At 63.7% G+C, this 17,996-nt stretch carries 16 protein-coding genes; 10 read left to right on the top strand and 6 right to left on the bottom strand.

Annotated elements, in window-relative coordinates; translation table 11 throughout:
* Positions 1-118: 118 nt before the first annotated feature.
* Complete coding sequence (locus ACN9MW_RS30680) at positions 119-964, top strand: phosphatidate cytidylyltransferase (protein ID WP_426166127.1); 846 nt, start codon at positions 119-121, stop codon at positions 962-964.
* Between the two features lie 10 nt (positions 965-974).
* Positions 975-2,765: a bifunctional alpha/beta hydrolase/class I SAM-dependent methyltransferase gene (locus ACN9MW_RS30675; protein ID WP_426166124.1), complete on the top strand. Its 1,791-nt coding sequence runs from the start codon at positions 975-977 to the stop codon at positions 2,763-2,765.
* Here the strand turns inward: ACN9MW_RS30675 and ACN9MW_RS30670 are convergent.
* Positions 2,716-3,333 carry a CDP-alcohol phosphatidyltransferase family protein gene (locus tag ACN9MW_RS30670; protein WP_426166122.1) on the bottom strand — a complete coding sequence of 206 codons (618 nt, stop codon included), beginning with the start codon at positions 3,331-3,333 and terminating at the stop codon, positions 2,716-2,718. The genes ACN9MW_RS30675 and ACN9MW_RS30670 overlap by 50 nt on opposite strands.
* The gene (locus ACN9MW_RS30665) at positions 3,330-4,490 is read right to left on the bottom strand and encodes a phosphatase PAP2 family protein (protein ID WP_426166119.1); all 1,161 of its coding nucleotides are present in this window, start codon (positions 4,488-4,490) and stop codon (positions 3,330-3,332) included. Before ACN9MW_RS30665 ends, ACN9MW_RS30670 begins: the two co-directional genes overlap by 4 nt.
* A gap of 22 nt (positions 4,491-4,512) precedes the next feature.
* Between ACN9MW_RS30665 and ACN9MW_RS30660 the strand changes: the two genes are divergently transcribed.
* Entirely contained in the window at positions 4,513-5,592 is a 1,080-nt protein-coding gene (locus tag ACN9MW_RS30660; protein ID WP_426166117.1) for a patatin-like phospholipase family protein, read from the top strand.
* Positions 5,589-6,323: an SDR family NAD(P)-dependent oxidoreductase gene (locus tag ACN9MW_RS30655; RefSeq protein WP_426166114.1), complete on the top strand. Its 735-nt coding sequence runs from the start codon at positions 5,589-5,591 to the stop codon at positions 6,321-6,323. The genes ACN9MW_RS30660 and ACN9MW_RS30655 overlap by 4 nt, the downstream gene beginning before the upstream one ends.
* A 1-nt stretch (position 6,324) precedes the next feature.
* Here the strand turns inward: ACN9MW_RS30655 and ACN9MW_RS30650 are convergent, their stop codons facing one another.
* Entirely contained in the window at positions 6,325-6,870 is a 546-nt protein-coding gene (locus ACN9MW_RS30650; protein ID WP_426166111.1) for an acyloxyacyl hydrolase, read from the bottom strand.
* 191 nt (positions 6,871-7,061) lie between these two features.
* Between ACN9MW_RS30650 and ACN9MW_RS30645 the strand changes: the two genes are divergently transcribed.
* The gene (locus tag ACN9MW_RS30645) at positions 7,062-7,910 is read left to right on the top strand and encodes an NAD(P)-dependent oxidoreductase (protein ID WP_426172343.1); all 849 of its coding nucleotides are present in this window, start codon (positions 7,062-7,064) and stop codon (positions 7,908-7,910) included.
* On the opposite strand, the gene ACN9MW_RS30640 is transcribed toward ACN9MW_RS30645, so the two are convergent.
* A complete protein-coding gene (locus ACN9MW_RS30640; protein WP_426166108.1) occupies positions 7,907-9,103 on the bottom strand; it encodes a M20 aminoacylase family protein in 1,197 nt (398 codons plus the stop codon). The two genes, ACN9MW_RS30645 and ACN9MW_RS30640, sit on opposite strands and share 4 nt — an antisense overlap.
* A gap of 96 nt (positions 9,104-9,199) precedes the next feature.
* Between ACN9MW_RS30640 and ACN9MW_RS30635 the strand changes: the two genes are divergently transcribed.
* The 5 genes from ACN9MW_RS30635 (at position 9,200) to ACN9MW_RS30615 (ending at position 16,450) form a co-directional block, all read left to right on the top strand.
* Positions 9,200-11,254 carry a molybdopterin-containing oxidoreductase family protein gene (locus ACN9MW_RS30635; RefSeq protein WP_426166105.1) on the top strand — a complete coding sequence of 685 codons (2,055 nt, stop codon included), beginning with the start codon at positions 9,200-9,202 and terminating at the stop codon, positions 11,252-11,254.
* 9 nt (positions 11,255-11,263) lie between these two features.
* The gene (locus tag ACN9MW_RS30630) at positions 11,264-12,394 is read left to right on the top strand and encodes an aminopeptidase (protein WP_426166103.1); all 1,131 of its coding nucleotides are present in this window, start codon (positions 11,264-11,266) and stop codon (positions 12,392-12,394) included.
* A 170-nt stretch (positions 12,395-12,564) separates the two neighbouring features.
* Positions 12,565-14,259, top strand: coding sequence for a long-chain fatty acid--CoA ligase (locus ACN9MW_RS30625; RefSeq protein WP_426166101.1), 1,695 nt, complete (start codon positions 12,565-12,567; stop codon positions 14,257-14,259).
* A 27-nt stretch (positions 14,260-14,286) separates the two neighbouring features.
* A complete protein-coding gene (locus ACN9MW_RS30620) occupies positions 14,287-15,957 on the top strand; it encodes a long-chain-fatty-acid--CoA ligase (RefSeq protein WP_426172341.1) in 1,671 nt (556 codons plus the stop codon).
* A gap of 85 nt (positions 15,958-16,042) precedes the next feature.
* Positions 16,043-16,450 carry a lysozyme gene (locus ACN9MW_RS30615; RefSeq protein ID WP_426166098.1) on the top strand — a complete coding sequence of 136 codons (408 nt, stop codon included), beginning with the start codon at positions 16,043-16,045 and terminating at the stop codon, positions 16,448-16,450.
* On the opposite strand, the gene ACN9MW_RS30610 is transcribed toward ACN9MW_RS30615, so the two are convergent.
* Positions 16,447-17,007, bottom strand: a complete 561-nt coding sequence (locus ACN9MW_RS30610; protein ID WP_426166095.1) for an alkaline phosphatase D family protein — start codon at positions 17,005-17,007, stop codon at positions 16,447-16,449. The genes ACN9MW_RS30615 and ACN9MW_RS30610 overlap by 4 nt on opposite strands.
* Positions 16,965-17,993 (bottom strand): alkaline phosphatase D family protein, encoded by a 1,029-nt coding sequence (locus ACN9MW_RS30605; protein ID WP_426166093.1) that lies wholly within the window; start codon positions 17,991-17,993, stop codon positions 16,965-16,967. The genes ACN9MW_RS30610 and ACN9MW_RS30605 overlap by 43 nt, the downstream gene beginning before the upstream one ends.
* Positions 17,994-17,996: the final 3 nt, after the last annotated feature.

The raw sequence follows: 17,996 nt of genomic DNA, 5'->3' as shown, positions 1-17,996 counted from the left end.
CCGGGGCAACCTGGCGGTTTTTTTTTGCGCGTCGTGACAATGTGTGATTGTGCATCGTCCACTTGTTGGCAAAATGCAAGTCATGAATGGAATCTTCAATGCGCAGCTTGGATACGCAATGGCTGCCCTGTATGTGCTGCTGGGTATCGTTTCAACGGGTGTGGGTTTGGCGCTTGGCTCGCGTACCAGCCAGTTGCGTGACCAGGTGAATGCCTGGTGGTTCATCTTCCCCATTGTCAGCTGCGGCCTGATCCTCTATCCGGTTGGGGCGCCGTTGCTTGCACTCGTCATTTGCGGCCTGGCTGCGCGGGAGCTTGCACCCTATTGCGGGCAGGCGTCCGGCCGCTTCCGGACCGCTGCCATCGCCAGCCTGTTCATGGCCGCATGCGCGGGCACTTACGCGCCGGCTTTCCTGCCCATGGCATTCGCCCTGGCCGCTGGCGCCGCTGCTGTGTACCTGTTGCACTCCCGCGAACTGGCTGCCCTGCCCTGGCTGCTGTTTGCGCTGACCTGTTTCGGCATCAGCTTCGTCCCCGCCTTTGTCCAGCTGCCTTTCGGGCCGAGGGAAAACCTGTCCTGGCTGTTCTACCTGTTTATCGTGACGGCCTTGAATGACATCGCCCAGTTCACCAGTGGCAAGCTGTTCGGCAAGCAGAAAATCGTGCCACTGATTAGCCCGCAGAAAACCTGGCAGGGCTTGCTGGGCGGCGTCGTGGTTTCCGTCTTGCTGTCGCTCGCCATGGGCGCCTACTTCGGCCTGGGCCGGCCAGCCTGGATGGCGGCGATCGCGGTGCTGTTGTCCCTTGGCGGCTTTGCCGGCGACGTGATGTTCTCCGCAGCGAAACGCAAGCTTGGCATCAAGGACTTTTCAAACCTGATTCCCGGCCACGGCGGAATGCTGGACCGCGCCGATAGCCTGGTGGTGACGGCGCCACTGCTTTACCTGCTGCTCAATTATCGATAAGGAAAAAAGAATGAAGATTGAACGAGGCCTTGCCTGGAGTGAGAGCCAGTCCGGATTTGAAGCGGCCGACGGCACGCGCCTGTTCTACCGTAGCTGGATGCCGCTGGCGCCGCGTAGCGGAGCGCCACGTGCGCTGGTATTCCTGCATCGCGGGCATGAACATTCCGGCCGTATCGGCACGCTGGTCGAGCAATTCGGCTTCCACGGCGACTGGGCTTTTGCTTACGATGCGCGCGGACACGGTTATTCGCCGGGTGAGCGCGGCTCCGCGCCAAGTTTCGCCACCATGGTGGAAGACCTGGATACCTTCGTGCGCCATCTCTGCAGCAAGCATGGCTTTGCGATCGAGGATGTGCTGGTCATCGCCAACAGCGTTGGCGCTGTCGTGGCGGCGACCTGGCTGCATGACTATGCTCCGCGCGTGCGCGGCCTGGTCATGGCTGCCGCGGCCTTTGCGATCAAGCTGTATGTGCCGCTGGCAAAGCCGGGCCTGCGCTTTGCGCGGCGCTTCAAGCCGGAGCTGTTCGTGACCAGCTATATTCGTTCGACCATGCTGACGCATTCGGCGGAGCAGGCGCGCGCCTATGAACAAGACCCGCTGATCGCCAAGAGCATCTCGGCCCAGATCCTGCTGGAGCTTGCCGATACGGCGCAACGCATCGTGCACGATGCCGCCGCCATCGACACGCCGGTGCTGATGCTGGCCGCCGACCAGGACTATGTCGTGCATGAAGCGCCGCAGAAGTTGTTCTTCGAGCGCCTGTCTTCGCAAATGAAGCGTTATGTCAGGCTACAGCGCTGCCGCCACGCCATCTTCTACGAGGAAGACACTTCCGTTGCGATGCAGGCAAGCCGCAGCTTTATCGACGAATGTTACGCATCGCAGCCGGCATCGCCGGTGCGTTTCGCGGCTGCCGACCGGGAAGGACAAGGTGCGCAGCACTACGCCGCGCTGCAGGACAACCGGACCGGCAATGCGCTGACGCGCGCCTGGTTCGGCTTGCAGCGCAATATGCTGAAGCTAATGGGCCCGCTGAGCGATGGCATGAAGATCGGCCTGCGCCACGGATTTGATTCGGGCGAATCGCTGGACTATGTCTATCGCAACCAGGCGGGCGGCAAGCTTGGCTTCGGCGGCATCATGGACCGCGGCTACCTGGATGCCGTGGGATGGCGCGGCATCCGCCTGCGCAAGGTGCAGATGCAGCAGATGCTGGCGCAGCAGATCGCGGCCCACCAGGGCCCTGGTCCGGTGCGCATCCTCGACATCGCCGCAGGTTCCGCGCGCTACGTGCTGGAGACCGTCAAGCGCTTCCAGGACCGCGAGATCGAAGTCACGCTGTGCGACTACGAACAGCACAACCTGGACCAGGCCAGGAAGCTGGCGGAAAAGCTGCAGGTCAGCGCCCGCATCGAATACTGCCGCCGCGATGCCTTCAGCGCCGACAGCTACCAGGGCCAGGAAGGCCGCTACGACATCGCCGTGGTATCGGGCCTCTACGAGCTGTTCAGCGACAACACCATGGTGCTGCAGTCGCTGCGTGGCGTCTCGGCCAGCTTGCGTGAAGGCGGCAGCTTGCTGTACACCGGCCAGCCATGGCACCCGCAGCTGGACATGATCGCCTACACGCTGACCAACCACCGCGGCGAGCCGTGGCGTATGCGCCCGCGTGCGCAGGCCGAGATGGACGGCCTGGTCGCGCTGGCCGGTTGCCGCAAGCTGCGAACAATGATCGGGCTGGAAGGTATCTTTACTGTTTCACTTGCGGAGAAAGGCGCAGCGCCTGGCGCAGGCGGTTAAACACCGTCACCAGCGACAGCAGCAGCACCACCGCAAGCAAGGCGTTGTGCCAGACCGGCGCAACGCCTGCCCAGACCAGCAGGCCGAGCAGGCCGAAGGCAAAGGCGCGGTCGCTCTTGCCCATCGGACCATCGAAACGGCGCGCGACGCCGATGCTGCCGGCCAGCACCCCGGCGAATTCGGCCAGCAGTGCAAACACCACGACCAGCACCAGCAGGTGCGTGAAGACGCCCGCCAGCAAGGCCGCTGGCAGGTACAGCGCAACGTCGGACACCTGGTCGCACAGCTCGTTCAGCAAAGCGCCCAGGGCTGTCTTGTTGCCGGTCGCGTTGGCCAGCATGCCATCGATGGCATTCAGCGCCATGCGCAACAGCAGGAAGAAGGGCAGGCCGAGCCAAAGGCCAAGGCATTGCGGCGCCAATGCGAGCGCCGCGCCGTAGCCTACCGACAGCACCATGGCTGCCAGGGTGACCTGGTTCGGCGTAATGCCGAGCCGGGTGAGCAGGTTGAGGAATGGACGCAGCAGTTGCTGGAAACGCGGTTTAAGCTGGTAGATCGAAATGCTCATGAAGTGTAGGAGTTAAGGTAGATGCGGGCGATGAAAAGGCTGCGGCTGTAACCCATCGCGCAGTGCAGGTAGACCGGGCGGCCCTGGCTGCGTTCGGTGTCGATAGCGGCAAGGATGGTACGAACCTGCTGGCGGCTTGGGGCCTGCAGGTCCATCAGGGGAAGGTGCCGGTAACGGCCGCGCCGCAGCAGTTCGGTTTCGCTGAGTTCTGCGCTCAGGTCGATGATGCTGCAGCCCGGCGGCAGTTGCTGCGCTTCGCTGGCGCTCAGGCGGCGGCCTACCCACAGGCCATCGGTCGCCTGCGCGAAAGGCGGCTTGCCATGCTGGCGCCAGCGCACCAGCAGCCAGGTGACGGCGTAGCCGGCAAGGTAGGGCCAGAACAGCAGCCAGATCCAGGGTGGATGCCGGCCCTGGTTCTTGCGCAGGAAGGCCGCGTTGCGGCGGACGTATGCCAGGGCCACCAGCAGCAGGCTGGCGGCCAGGTAGAGCCAGAGCCACGCGGGCGCGAACAGGCTGGCGGCCAGCAGCGCCAGTCCTGCCATGATGGCGTAGTAGAACGCGACGCTTTGGCGGGCGGTGGCGCCGGCGCGCACTGCATGGCAGGCGGCGGCCGCCAGGGCGATGCCGCCGACGATATCGGCCACGGCATGCTGCCAGGTCAGCAGCGTGCTGGCGCCAACCAGCAGCAGCCAGCAAGCCAGCACAATGCGCCAGGTCCGGCTGGCAATGGCTGGCCGCAGCGCGAGCCACAGCAGGATGCAGTAGGTGATGTGCAGGGACGGGAACTGGTTGTAGGGCCGGTCCGAGGCGTCAAGCAAGCCATAGGCCAGCTGCAGGAACGCGTGCTCAGGCAGCACCCTGGCGGACGGGAAGCGGGCAGGAAAAATCGCGAACACCAGGCTGGCGGCGACGGTGGCGAGCATCAGGCGGCGGCTATAAACACGCAGCGCGTCTCCTTTGCGGACCTTGAAGAAAGCCCAGGCCAGCAAGGGCCCCGAACTGGCATAGGGAATGATCATCCACGGCAGGAACGGGATGGCTTGCTCGAACGGAAGCGCCAGCGTGCGCTGGACCTGCGCCGTTTCGGCAGCAAGGTTCGTGAGCGTGTAGCAAAGCCCGAATAGCAGGGCGTTGATGATCAGGTGCAGGAGTTGCATTCATGGCATTATGTCACGTGATATGAGTGAAGATCAAAAGTACGAGCGCTGCATGGTGATGGCGGGAGGAGGATTTCGCTTCGGCTATTACCTTGGCATGCACGCTGCGGCCGAAGACAGCGGCATGGCGCCCGACATCATCCTCGCCAGTTGCGGGGGTTCGCTGGCGGCAGCCATCATCCATGCCCTGCCGGATGCCGCGCAGCGCAAGCAGTGGCTTGCCTCTCCCGAGATGTACCAGTTCCTGTGCCGCATGCGCGCGGCGCCGCACGTGCGTGCGCTGCCGGTGCTGGGAGCGGCCCTGCTGCGCGGCCTGTCGCGCGGGCGGGCCAGCCGTGTACCGGACGTGTTCGACGACTACATGTTCGAGCTGCCGGGCGCGCTGCCGTTGCCGGCGGCGGCGCGCCCGCAGTCCCCGGCACTTGCCATCGTCGCTGCGAAACTGCTGTTCGGCCGGGAGCAGGCGGGCCAGGCGCGCGGCGACCGCGCCCTGTTCGCGGAAGTCCTGCTTGGCCCCGACCGCGCATGCAGCCTGCTGCAAGGATGGCAGGCGCCGGCCAGTTCACCCGCATGGAGCTGCGGCGCGGTCGCGCCCGGGCTGCTGCTGGACAGCGCCATGCCGGTTGCCGACGCCGTACGCAGCTCGATCACGGACATGCTCTATTTCGCCTGCCACCAGCACGGCGGCGAACACTATATGGGCGGCGTGATCGACCTGTTCCCGATCGAGATCGCGCATGGCCTGGCACGGCACGTGACGATGGAAGCCAAGCCGCCGTTCGGCCAGGCGCTGGCAATTCCGGCGCTGCGCAAGGTTCTCGGCATCGATGGCAACGCGCGGCTGAAGCACGTGCACGCGCAGCATGCCCATGCCTGGGTCGACACCAGCGACATATCGAGCGCGCTGCGCGGCAGCGGCATGCGAAAGCGCATCGACTGGCTGGGCAACCGCATCAGGCTGGTGATGCCGCCCAGCCTGGCGGAGTATGCGAACGACGTCGAGGCGCAATGGCAGTACGGTTACCAGCGCGGCATGGAGGCGTATGCCAGTCCGGGGCTGCGCCTGCGCCACGCAACGAGGTTCAACAGGGGAAGACAATGAGGATAATGATCATCGGCGGAACCAGCGGCATCGGGCTGGCCCTGGCCGGGCACTATGCGCAGCAGGGCGCCGAGCTGGCCTTGTGCGGGCGCGATCCGTCGCGCCTGGACGGGCACCCCATCGCCGCGCAAGCCGGCTTGCTGCGCTATGGCTTCGACATCGGCGACCGCCAGGCAGTGTTCGATGCGGTCGGCGATTTCGCGCAAGGAGGGCTGGACCTGCTGATCGTCACAGCAGGACAGTATGCCGATGCCGCGGCGCTGGCGCAGGACCGCATGCGCAGCCTGCCTGTGGTGCGCACCAATGTCTCCGGCCTATGCCATGCTTTCGATGCGGGAGCGCAGGCCATGCTGCACAGTGGATGCGGCCAGATGGTGGTGGTGGCGTCGATTGCCGGGCTGCTGCACGAATATCCGAACGGCTCGCTGTACAGCGCGAGCAAGCGCGCCGCGATTGCCATCAGCGATTCCTATCGCAAGGCGCTGGCGCCGCACGGAATCGACGTGACGGCAGTGGTTCCGGGGTATGTCGATACGCAGAAGCTGAGGGACCTGAATGGCGGAAGCGCGCAGCGCAAGCCGTTCCTGCAGACCGAAGAAGAGGCCGTGCGCCGCATTACCCGCGCCATCGCGGGCAGGCAGGCGCGCTGCATCTTCCCCTGGCAGCTGCACGCGATGGTGCGCGTGTTTAACCTGCTGCCAAAGGGCGTGCAGCGCTACCGCAAGAAGTGAATCAGTAGTGGTAAGCTGCTTTCAGCATGATGACGTCGACGCCGCTGTTGGGCTTCTTGATGCCGCCATTCGAGTAGTGCTGCGCCTTGAGGGCGACTTCCCACTTGTTGTCGAAGACATAGCCGACGGCGATATGGTCGCCGAACTGGAAGGCGGTCGACAGGCCGTCATCGTTGTTCTTGTAGGTCTTGGAAAGCAGGTGCGCGCCGATGCCGCCTTCCACGTAAAAGCCCTTCTTGCTGGTATTCTCGTAGCGGAGGACCGGGGTGAAGCCGACGTCGAAGAGGTTCTCTTTGTCGCCGGGCACGTTGAGCCATTGGCGGGCCTGCCAGAAGCCGATGCTGGCGTCCCAGTAGCCGGTGACGTGGGTGCCGTTGGAATTGAACCAGCTCCATTCAGGGTTGAAGTCCTGCGTGGCGCCCAGGCGCACCATGCGGATCTTGGAAGCGGAGCCGGCCTCCACGTAGGCGGAATTGGTGTCGAAGGCGAAAGCGGATTGCGCTACAAATGCAGCGGCAGCAATAGCGAACAGTTTTTTGATTTGCATGTTTTTCTCTCTAGTCCTTGCCGCAGTCTTCATATTTGCTGAGGCAATGCCGGCAATTTTACTTTCGTTCTGAATTTTTTTCAGGCGACCCCTTAATTGTTAGAATCACTGCAATATTGGCATATCTGGAGCTTATTGTGACGCATCCTCTGCGAATTGCATTTCTTGGCATCGGCTTGATGGGCGAGCCGATGGTCCTGCGCCTGCTGGCGGCAGGTTTCAAGGTCACGGCCTGGAACCGTACAGCGGGCAAGGCCGGCGTGCTGGCGGCCGCCGGCGCGGACCCGGACGACGTGCTGCCGCACGCGGTGGCCGATGCGGCGGTGGTGGTATCGATGCTGTCGGCGGGCGATGCAGTCGGCGGCGTGATCGATGCTGCGCTCGATGCGCTGCGTCCCGGCACGCTGTGGATCGACATGAGCTCGACGCGGCAGGACGAGGCACAGGCATTCCACGCGCTGCTGACCGGGCGCGGGCATCGCTTCATCGATGCTCCGGTGTCGGGCGGTGTCGGCGGCGCGCAAGCGGGTTCGCTGGCCATCATGGCGGGCGGCAGTGCGGCCGATTTCGAGGCGGCGCGGCCGGTGCTGGAAGCGATGGGCAAGCCCAAGCTGGTTGGCCCGGCCGGCAGCGGGCAGGTGGCAAAGCTGTGCAACCAGTTGATCGTCGGCGGCACCATCAACATCGTGGCGGAGGCCTTGCTGCTGGCGCAGGCGGCGGGAGCAGACCCGGTGGCGGTGCGCGAGGCGATCCGCGGCGGCTTTGCCGAGAGCCGCGTGCTGGAAGTGCACGGCCAGCGCATGCTGGAGCGGAATTTCCTGCCGGGCGGGCAGGTGCTGACGCAGTTGAAGGACCAGCACAATATCCTGGCTGCCGCTGCAGCGGCAGGCGTGGCGCTGCCCGTCACCAGCCTGGTGACGGAGCGCTATGAGTCGATCAAGGATGTCTATCCGCGCGCCGATCATTCCGCCGCGCTGCTGGCGCTGGAGCGGCTGAACGATGGCGTGCGACTCGGCGCGCAGGCCGACAAGCTTCCTTAACGGGCTTGCGGCAGTGCCGCTTCTGCGAGGTGCACCCAGAAGCTGGCGCCGATCGGCAGCAAGCGGTCGTTGAAGTCGTAGCTGGCGTTGTGCAGCACGCAGGGGCCGAGGCCATGGCCGCCATCCCGGTGCTCGCCCTCGCCATTGCCGATGAAGATGTAGCAGCCGGGCTTTTCCTGCAGGAAGAAGGCAAAGTCCTCGGCGCCCATGGTCGGTTCGACGTTGGCATCGACCATCGATTCGCCGACCACCGACTTCATGACGTCCAGCGCGAAGCGGGTTTCCTTCGCGTGGTTCACCAGCGGCGGATAGTTGCGGCGGAAGGTGAACTCCACTTCCGCCTCGAAGGCGGCGGCAATGCCTTCCGCCAGCGACTGCATGCGCTTTTCCACCATGTCCAGCACCTCGGTGGTGAAGGTGCGCACGGTGCCGACCAGCCTGGCATCGTCCGGGATCACATTGGTGGCGCTGCCGGCGTGGATCTGCGTGATCGACAGCACGGCCGTATCCAATGGGCTCTTGTTGCGCGTGACGATGGTCTGCCACGCCTGTGCAATCTGCACCGCGATCATGATCGGGTCGATGCCCTTGTGCGGCTGCGCCGCGTGGGCACCCTTGCCGCGCACGGTCACATGGAACTCATTGGAAGAGGCCATCATCGGCCCTTCACAAGCGCCCAGCGCGCCTTGCGCCATGCCGGGCCAGTTGTGCATGCCGTAGATCGCATCCATCGGGAAGCGCTCGAACAGGCCATCCTTGATCATTTCACGCGCGCCGGCGCCGCCTTCTTCGGCCGGCTGGAACACCAGGTAAACGGTGCCGTCGAAATTGCGGTGCCTGGCAAGGTGGTGGGCCGCGCCGAGCAGCATGGCGGTGTGGCCGTCATGGCCGCAAGCGTGCATCTTGCCAGGGTGCTTCGAGGCGTGGGCGAAGGTGTTGATTTCCTGCATCGGCAGGGCGTCCATGTCCGCGCGCAGGCCAATGGCGCGTTCGGAGGCGCCGTTACGGATGATGCCAACCACGCCGGTCTTGCCCAGGCCGCGCTCGAAGGGGATGCCCCATTCGGTCAGCCTGGCGCAAACGACATCGGCGGTACGTTCTTCTTCATAGCAGAGTTCCGGGTGGGCATGCAGGTCGCGTCGGATCTGCTGCAACTCGGACTGAAACGCGATAATCGGGTCGATCAGTTTCATTGTTGTTCTCCATCGGTCTTGCCATTCTAGCCTCCCGGTGCGGTTTTCCGGAATCGTTTACGATACTGTTTTCAGCCGTCGCTAACCCAGATCAAGATGTCAACCACACAAGTCCGCGCCACCTGCCCGCACGATTGCCCCGATACCTGCGCCCTGCTCGTCACCGTCGAAGACGGCGTGGCGACCGAGGTGAAAGGCGATCCGGATCACCCGACGACCGCCGGGGTGCTGTGCACCAAGGTTTCCCGCTATACCGAACGGACCTATTCGCCGGACCGCCTGCTGTACCCGATGCGCCGCGTCGGCAGGAAGGGCGAGGGCAAGTTCGAACGCATCAGCTGGGAGCAGGCACTGGACGAGATCACGGCACGCCTGAAACCGCTGGCTGCGGCCGAGCCGGAAGCCATCCTGCCCTACAGCTACGCGGGCACCATGGGCCTGGTGCAGGGCGAATCGATGTCGTCCCGTTTCTTCCACAAGATCGGCGCCTCGCTGCTGGACCGGACCATCTGCGCCACCGCCGGCGCCACCGGCTACAAATACACGGTCGGCGCCTCGATCGGCACCGATATCGAGCAATTCCAGCATGCCAGGCTGCTCATCATCTGGGGCGGCAACCCGATTGCATCCAACCTGCATTTCTGGACCCGGGCCCAGGAAGCCAAGCGCAACGGCGCCAGGCTGATTGCCATCGACCCCTACCGCTCCTTGACGGCGGAGAAATGCCACCAGCACATCGCCCTGCTGCCGGGCACGGACGCGGCGCTGGCGCTGGGCCTGATGCACATCCTGATGCGCGAGGACCTGCTGGACCATGAATACATTGCCGACTACACCATCGGCTTCGAAGAGCTGCGCCAGCGCGTGGCGGAATGGACGCCGGAGCGCGTGGCGGCCACCTGCGGCATTACCGTCGAGGAAGTGGAAGGCCTGGCGCGCGAATATGGGGAAACCGCCAAGCGCGGCGAGCCGGTCGCCATCCGCATGAATTACGGCGTGCAGCGCGTGCATGGCGGCGGCATGGCGGTGCGCAATATTGCTTGTTTGCCTGCCCTGGTGGGCGCCTGGCGCCACGCGGCGGGCGGCGTGCAGTTGTCGGCATCCGGCACCTTCAGGAAAAACCTGGCGGCGCTCCAGCGCCCGGACTTGCTGGCGAAACAGCCGCGCACCATCAATATGACGACCATCGGCGACGACCTGCTGCGTCCGGCGTCGCCCGAGTTTGGCCCGCAGGTCAAGGCGGTCATCGTGTACAACTCGAACCCGCTGGCGGTGGCGCCTGATTCGTCCAAGGTGCAGGCGGGTTTTGCGCGTGAAGACCTGTTCACCGTGGTGCTGGAACATTTCCAGACCGACACCGCCGACTATGCCGACATCGTGCTGCCAGCCACCACGCAGCTCGAGCATACCGATGCTCACGGCGCCTACGGCCACCTGTACATGATGGCCAATAACCCGGCTATCGCGCCAATGGGCGAAGCCAAGCCGAACACCGAGATCTTCCGCCTGCTGGCGGCACGCATGGGCTTTGACGACCCTTGTTTCCGCGACAGCGATGACGCGCTGGCATCGGTGGCATTCGTGCAATTCGACTGGGAGTCACTCAAGCAGAAGGGCTGGCAGAAACTGGAAGTTCCCGATGCCCCCTTTGCATGCGGCAATTTCCCCACACCTTCCGGAAAATGTGAGTTCTACTCAGAAAGCATGAAGAAGGATGGCCTGGACCCGCTGCCAACCTATATCGCGAACTACGAATCTGCAGCATCTGCCCCCGATCTGGCGGCAAAATACCCGCTTGCGATGATATCTCCGCCAGCGCGCAACTTCCTGAACTCGACCTTTGTCAACGTGCAAAGCTTGCGTGCCACGGAGGGCGAGCCGCAGCTCGACATCAGTCCTGACGATGCGGCAACACGTGGCATCAACCACGGCGATATGGTGCGCATCTTCAACGATCGCGGTTCCTTCGTGTGCAAGGCCCGCGTAACGCCGAAGGCCCGCAAAGGCCTTGTGGTAGGGCTGTCGATCTGGTGGAAGAAGCTGGCCGGCGATGGCAAGAACGCCAATGAGGTCACCAGCCAACGGCTGACTGACATGGGTCGCGCGCCGACTTTTTACGATACACTGGTCCAAGTCGAGAAAGCCGCCTGAGAATGATTTATGCGCACGTTAGCACACCTGAAACTGCGCGCCAGATACCTGGCGACGGCGGGTCTGTGCGCCGGCCTCTTGGCGGGTTGTGCGCAATTCAAGTACTACTTCCAGGCTGCCCAGGGCCAGTACGCGCTCTGGTCTGACGCCCGTCCGGTCGACGACTGGATCGGCGACCCGTCCACCGATCCCAAGCTCAAAGCCCGCCTCGAGAAGGCCAAGCTGATCCGCAAATTCGCGGTCAAGGAGCTTGGGCTGCCCGACAACGCCAGCTACAAGAATTACGCCCCCCTGAACCGGCAGTATGTGTTGTGGAATGTGGTCGCCACGCCCGAACTGTCGCTGCGCCCGGTGCAATGGTGTTTCCCGATCGCAGGCTGCGTCAGCTACCGCGGGTATTACGACAAGGCCGATGCCGAAGCGTATGCCGAAGAGCTGCGCAAGGAAGGCAACGACGTGCAGGTCGGCGGCGTGCCCGCTTATTCCACGCTGGGCTGGCTCAGCGACCCGTTGCTGTCGACCTTCATCAACCACTCCGATGCCGAGCTGGCGCGCCTGATCTTCCACGAGCTGGCGCACCAGGTGGTGTACGTGCAGGGCGATTCCAAATTCAACGAAGCCTTTGCCTCGGCGGTGGAAGAGGCCGGCGTCAACCACTGGCTCGAGCTGTATGGCAACGATGCCATGCGCGAAGCCTATGCTCGCTACAACGTGCGGCGACAGGACTTCATGGACCTGCTGGTGAAGCATCGCCAGATGCTGGCAGACAATTATGCGAGCAAGGCCAGCGCCAGGAAGAAGCGCGAGGAAAAGGTGCGCATCTTTGCCGCCTTGCAGGAAGAGTACAAAGTCCTCAAGGCCAACTGGGGTGGCTACAACGGCTATGACCGATTCTTTGCGGAACCGTTGAATAATGCCCATTTGGCATCTGTTGCAACCTATAATGATTTGCTGCCAGGTTTCCGCGCTTTGCTGGTGAAGGAAAAAGCATTCCCACAGTTTTATGCTGCGGTGCGGAGCATGAGCAACCTGCCATCCGTGGAACGGCATGACAGGCTGCACGAACTGGCGCGCTCTATGGCGCAAGCCAATGAGACCACGACGGCCGCCGCTGCCAAGGAACCGGGCGCCGTCAATTGACGCACAATCTATGCTGCTTTGCAGCACGGAGGCCCGCTAGAGTACCCGTTCCAAACCCGGAAAATAGCTTGCCCTGTGTCATGCTGCACGATAGCATCTAGAGTGCGGGAAAGCACGGCCGTTCTATTTTCGCAAATAAAACATATAAAACTGAGACAAAGAGGCACAGGATGGAAAAAATCTGGTTGAAGTCGTATCCCCCCGGCGTCCCGAGCGAAATCGACGCCACGCAATACCGCTCCCTGGTTCACCTGCTTGAAGAATCGTTCCAGAAGTACGCGTCGCGCAATGCCTTCGTGTGCATGGACAAATTCATCACCTATGCCGACCTTGACCAGCATTCCAGGCGCCTGGGCGCATGGCTGCAAAGCCGCGGCATGAAAAAGGGCGCGCGCGTGGCCGTCATGATGCCGAACGTGCTGCAATACCCGATTGCCATCGCCGCCACCCTGCGCGCCGGCTACGCCGTCGTCAACGTCAACCCGCTGTACACGCCGCGCGAGCTGGAGCACCAGCTCAACGACTCCGGCGCGGAAGCCATCATCATCCTCGAGAATTTCGCGACCACCCTGGAACAGGTGCTGCCGCGCACCCAGGTCAAGCACATCATCGTCGCCAACATGGGCGAGATGCTGGGCGGCCTGAAAGGCATGATCGTCAACTTCGTGGTGCGCAACGTGAAGAAGCTGGTGCCGCCGTTCTCGCTGCCGAACGCGGTGCGCTTCAAGGACGCGCTGGGCCACGCACGCAGCATGAAGCTGACGCCCGTCGAACTGCGCCATGAAGACATCGCCTTCCTGCAGTACACCGGCGGCACCACCGGCGTGTCCAAGGGCGCGACCCTGACCCACCGCAATATCATCGCCAACCTGCTGCAGATGCAGGCCTGGTCGGCGCCGAAGCTGGCCGACCTGCCGCCGGACGAGCGCACCATCATCTGCGCGCTGCCGCTGTACCACATCTTCGCGCTGACCGTGTGCGCCATGTGGGGCATCCGCGAGGGCGGCCTGAATGTGCTGATCCCGAACCCGCGCGATATCGGCGGCTTTATCAAGGAGCTGGCCAAGTACCGCTTCAACATGCTGCCGGCCGTGAACACGCTGTACAACGCGCTGCTGAACCATCCCGACTTCACGAAGCTGGACTTTTCCGGCCTGAAGGTCGCCAACGGCGGCGGCATGGCGGTGCAGAAGGCCGTGGCCGACCGCTGGCTCAAGATAACCGGCGTCACCATCGTGGAAGGCTACGGCTTGTCCGAGACCGCGCCGGTGGCAACTGCCAACCGCTTCGACAGCACCGAATTCTCCGGCATGATCGGCTTGCCGATTCCTTCCACCGAAGTGGCAATCCTGGACGATGCAGGCAGCGAAGTGCCGCTTGGCACGCCGGGCGAAATCGCGATCCGCGGCCCGCAGGTGATGGCCGGCTACTGGAACCGCCCGGAGGAAACCGCCAAGGTCATGACGGCCGACGGCTACTTCAAATCCGGCGACGTGGGCGTGATGGACGAGCGCGGCTACGTCAAGATCGTGGACCGCAAGAAGGACATGATCCTGGTCTCCGGCTTCAATGTCTATCCGAATGAAATCGAAGACGTGGTGGCGGCCCATCCGGGCGTGCTGGAATGCGCCTGCATCGGCGTGCCGGACGAGCATTCCGGCGAAGCGGTAAAAGTGTTCGTGGTGAAGAAAGACCCGAACCTGACCGTGGAAGCGCTGATGGAGCACTGCAAGCAAAACCTGACCGGCTACAAGAAGCCGAAATATATCGAGTTCCGCACCGAGCTCCCTAAAACCAACGTTGGCAAGATCCTGCGCCGCATGCTGCGCGACGAGAAGCCTGCGGACGACAAGAAGGCCGCGTAAGCGGCAAGGCACACGAAAGGCAACATGATGGAAAAAATCTGGCTGAAGTCTTACCCTGAAGGCGTTCCTGCGGAGATCGATATTTCGCAATACCGCTCCGTGACCCACCTGATGGAGGAATCGTTCCAGAAGTACGCAAGCCGCAACGCATACGTCTGCATGGACAAGTTCCTGACTTACTCCGAGGTGGACCAGCTGTCGAAGCAATTCGGCGCCTGGCTCCAGTCCAAGGGCCTGAAGCCGGGTGCGCGCGTCGCTATCATGCTGCCTAACGTGTTGCAGTATCCGGTCGCGCTGGCGGGCATCATCCGCGCCGGCTACGTGGTGGTCAACGTCAACCCCCTGTACACCCCGCGCGAACTGCAGCACCAGCTGAACGACTCCGGCGCCGAAGCCGTGATCGTGCTGGAAAACTTTGCCAACACCGTGCAGCAGGTAGTGGCGTCGACCCCGGTCAAGCATGTGATCGTGGCGTCGATGGGCGACCTGCTGGGCGGCCTGAAGGGCATGATCGTCAACTTCGTGGTGCGCAATGTGAAGAAGATGGTGCCGGCCTGGAACATCCCCGGCCACGTCAGCTTCAAGCAGGTGCTGTCCGAAGGCTCGCGCCTGACCCTCAAGCCGGCCGACCAGAAGCCTGACGATATCGCCTTCCTGCAGTACACCGGCGGCACGACCGGCGTGTCGAAAGGCGCCGTGCTGCTGCACCGTAACGTGGTGGCCAACATGCTGCAGAACGAAGCCTGGCTGCAGATGGCGCCCAGCGAAAAGCAGATGGTGTTCGTCGCTGCGCTGCCGCTGTACCACATCTATTCGCTGACCATTTCCTGCTTCATGGGCTGGAAGCTGGGCGGCATGAACATCCTGGTCCCGAACCCGCGCGATATCCCTGGCTTCGTGAAAGAGCTGGCCAAGTACCCTGTGACCGTGTTCCCGGCCGTGAATACGCTGTACAACGCGCTGCTGAACAATCCTGATTTCTCCAAGCTGGACTTCTCCAGCTACAAGATCTGCAACGGCGGCGGCATGGCCGTGCAGCAGTCGGTGGCTGACCGCTGGCTGAAAGTGACCGGCACCCCGATCATCGAAGGCTATGGCCTGTCCGAGACCTCGCCGGTGGCTACCGCCAACCGCGTCGACATCAAGGAATTCACCGGCACCATCGGCGTGCCGATTCCATCGACCGAACTGGCGATCCTGGACGACGACGGCAAGGAAGTGCCGCTCGGTTCCGCCGGCGAAATCGCGATCCGCGGCCCGCAGGTCATGGCGGGCTACTGGAACCGTCCTGACGAAACCGCGAAATCGATCACTCCTGAAGGCTTCTTCAAGACCGGCGACGTCGGCATCATGGACGAGAAAGGCTTCGTACGCATCGTCGACCGCAAGAAGGACATGATCCTGGTCTCGGGCTTCAATGTGTACCCGAACGAAGTGGAAGGCGTGGTGGCTGCGCACCCGGGCGTGCTGGAAGTGGCTTGCGTTGGCGTACCCGATGCGAACTCCGGCGAAGCGGTGAAATTGTTCGTCGTCCGCAAGGACCCGAACCTGACGGCGGAAGCGCTGCTCGAGTTCTGCAAACACGAGTTGACCGCCTATAAGAAGCCGAAGTACATTGAGTTCCGTGATGAACTGCCGAAGACCAACGTCGGCAAGATCCTGCGCCGCCAACTGCGCGACGAAAAGAAAGCAGCATAAGCCGGCAAGTTTGATCTGGCGCAGAATATGGCTCCGGACCGGCTGTAGAGTGGAACGTACCACCTTGGCAGCCACCGGAAACCATATGGGCCTTCTTTACAATTTCGCACTCACCCTCAGCACCGAAGGCCGCCGCGCGCTGCGACAGCGCGAAGGCCTGCGCGGCTACTACGAAGTCTCCCGTCCCGGCATGACGCCCGACCAGGTCGAAGCAGCGTTCGACCTGTCGGTGCGCAGCGCAGAACGCGCCGTGCAGCGCCAGGTCAGCCATCACCCCCTCACGCAGGCGCAGTTCGATGCGCTGGTCAGCTATACGCACAATCTCGGCGCTGGCGGCGCGATGCTGGTGCTGCGCCGCATCGATTGCGGCGACCTTGATGGCGCGGCAGAGGCCATGCTGCGCAATATCAGCGCGCCTGTCGAAGGCCGCCTGGTGCCGCATGCCGGGCTGGCGGCACGGCGCAAGGAAGAAAGCGCACCTTTCCGCGCCTAGCTCTCCCTGCGCGGGCCGGGCTTGCCGTCGGCAACCGAGAACGACGCCAGCGTGGACAGCGCGCTGTTCGCGTCGCGCACATTGTCCAGGCCCTGGAACAGCACCGCAGCACGCTCGGGGCGCAAGTCCAGCAGCATGAAGCCGCGCTTGTCGCTGCGGCCGAAATGCATGTCGCGGTTCATGTCGACGTATTGCTGCGTGCGCGCCTGGGGGCGCGAACTGGAGGTGACGGAAGTGCCGCAGAATTCCGTTGCGACCACCGCATTGCCGGGGCCGGCGGCGCGCGCGGGATCGCGCCGCAAATCGGCGGCAAAGAATGTATGCACGTCACCCGACAGCACCAGCGGGTTGCGCGCGCTGCGCACGGATTCAAGCAGGCGGCCGCGCGCCGCGGCGTAACCGTCCCAGCCATCGGTCCAGAAGCGGCCGTCGCTGTCGCTGGCCAGGGGAAGCTGCGACATCTGCGCCATCAGGGTTTGCTGCGCGAGGATATTCCAGCGCGCCCTTGATTCCTTCAGTCCTTGCCCCAGCCATTGTTCCTGCTCGCTGCCCAGCATGCTGCGGCGCGGGTCGGCCAGTGCGGCGCAGGAGCGGCGGTAGACCGAGCTGAACCGCCGCGCCCCGTCGGCTGGCAGGCATGGATTGAACGGTACTGCCGCGTGTCGAGCACGTGGAAGCGCGCCAGTTGCCCCCAGTCATAGCGCTGGTAGATGCGCTGGGCGCGCAACGGCTGGTGTTCGAAGTAGGCCTGGTAGGCAGCGGCGCGGCGCTGCACGAAGTCCGGCGACAACAATTCATCGCGCGTCGGGCTGTAATCGTTGGCCACTTCGTGATCGTCCCAGGTCAGCAGCCAGGGCGCGGCATGGTGCGCGGCCTGAAGGTCGGGATCGCTCTTGTACTGCGCATAGCGCGCGCGGTACTCGGCCAGCGTGAAGCTCTCGTTGCGGCGCAGGACGGTCGCGGGATGCTGCAGGCTGTAGGGCCCCCATTCGTAAATGTAATCGCCAAGGAAGGCCACCAGGTCGGGCGCGGCCTGCGCAATGTGGCGGTGCGCGGCGTAGTGGCCGAATTCCCAGTGCTGGCAGGAGGCGACTGCCAGCTTCAACGCGGCCGGCATGCTGCCGGGGGCTGGCGCGGTGCGGGTGCGGCCGACGGGGCTGACGGCATCGCCGAGCATGAAACGGTAACAGTACCAGCGGTCCGGCTCCAGCCCACGCACGTCGACGTTGACGCTGTGCGCCAGCGCAGGCGCGGCAACGGCCGCGCCTTTCGCTGCGATGCGGGTGAAGCCTTCATCGTGCGCCACTTCCCAGCGCACCTGCTGGGCGATCGGCGGCATCGAAGCCGCGTTCAGCGGATCGGGCAGCAGCCGGGTCCAGAGGATGACGGAGTCGGGCAAGGGGGCGCCGGAGGCGACGCCCAGCGTGAAAGGGTAGGCGCCATTGGCGGCGCTGCGTGCTTGCGCGGGGAGATGGGGCGCCAGCACTGCCAGCGTGGCGACGCGGGCCGCAGCCTGGAGCAGGAGGCGGCGCTTGTCGTGCATCGG

The organism is Pseudoduganella sp. R-34 (assembly GCF_049904655.1).
In the GTDB taxonomy this organism is placed as follows: Bacteria; Pseudomonadota; Gammaproteobacteria; order Burkholderiales; family Burkholderiaceae_D; genus Rugamonas.
Note: the sequence above shows the minus strand (reverse complement) of the source record. Positions and strands in the feature narration are given on the sequence as shown.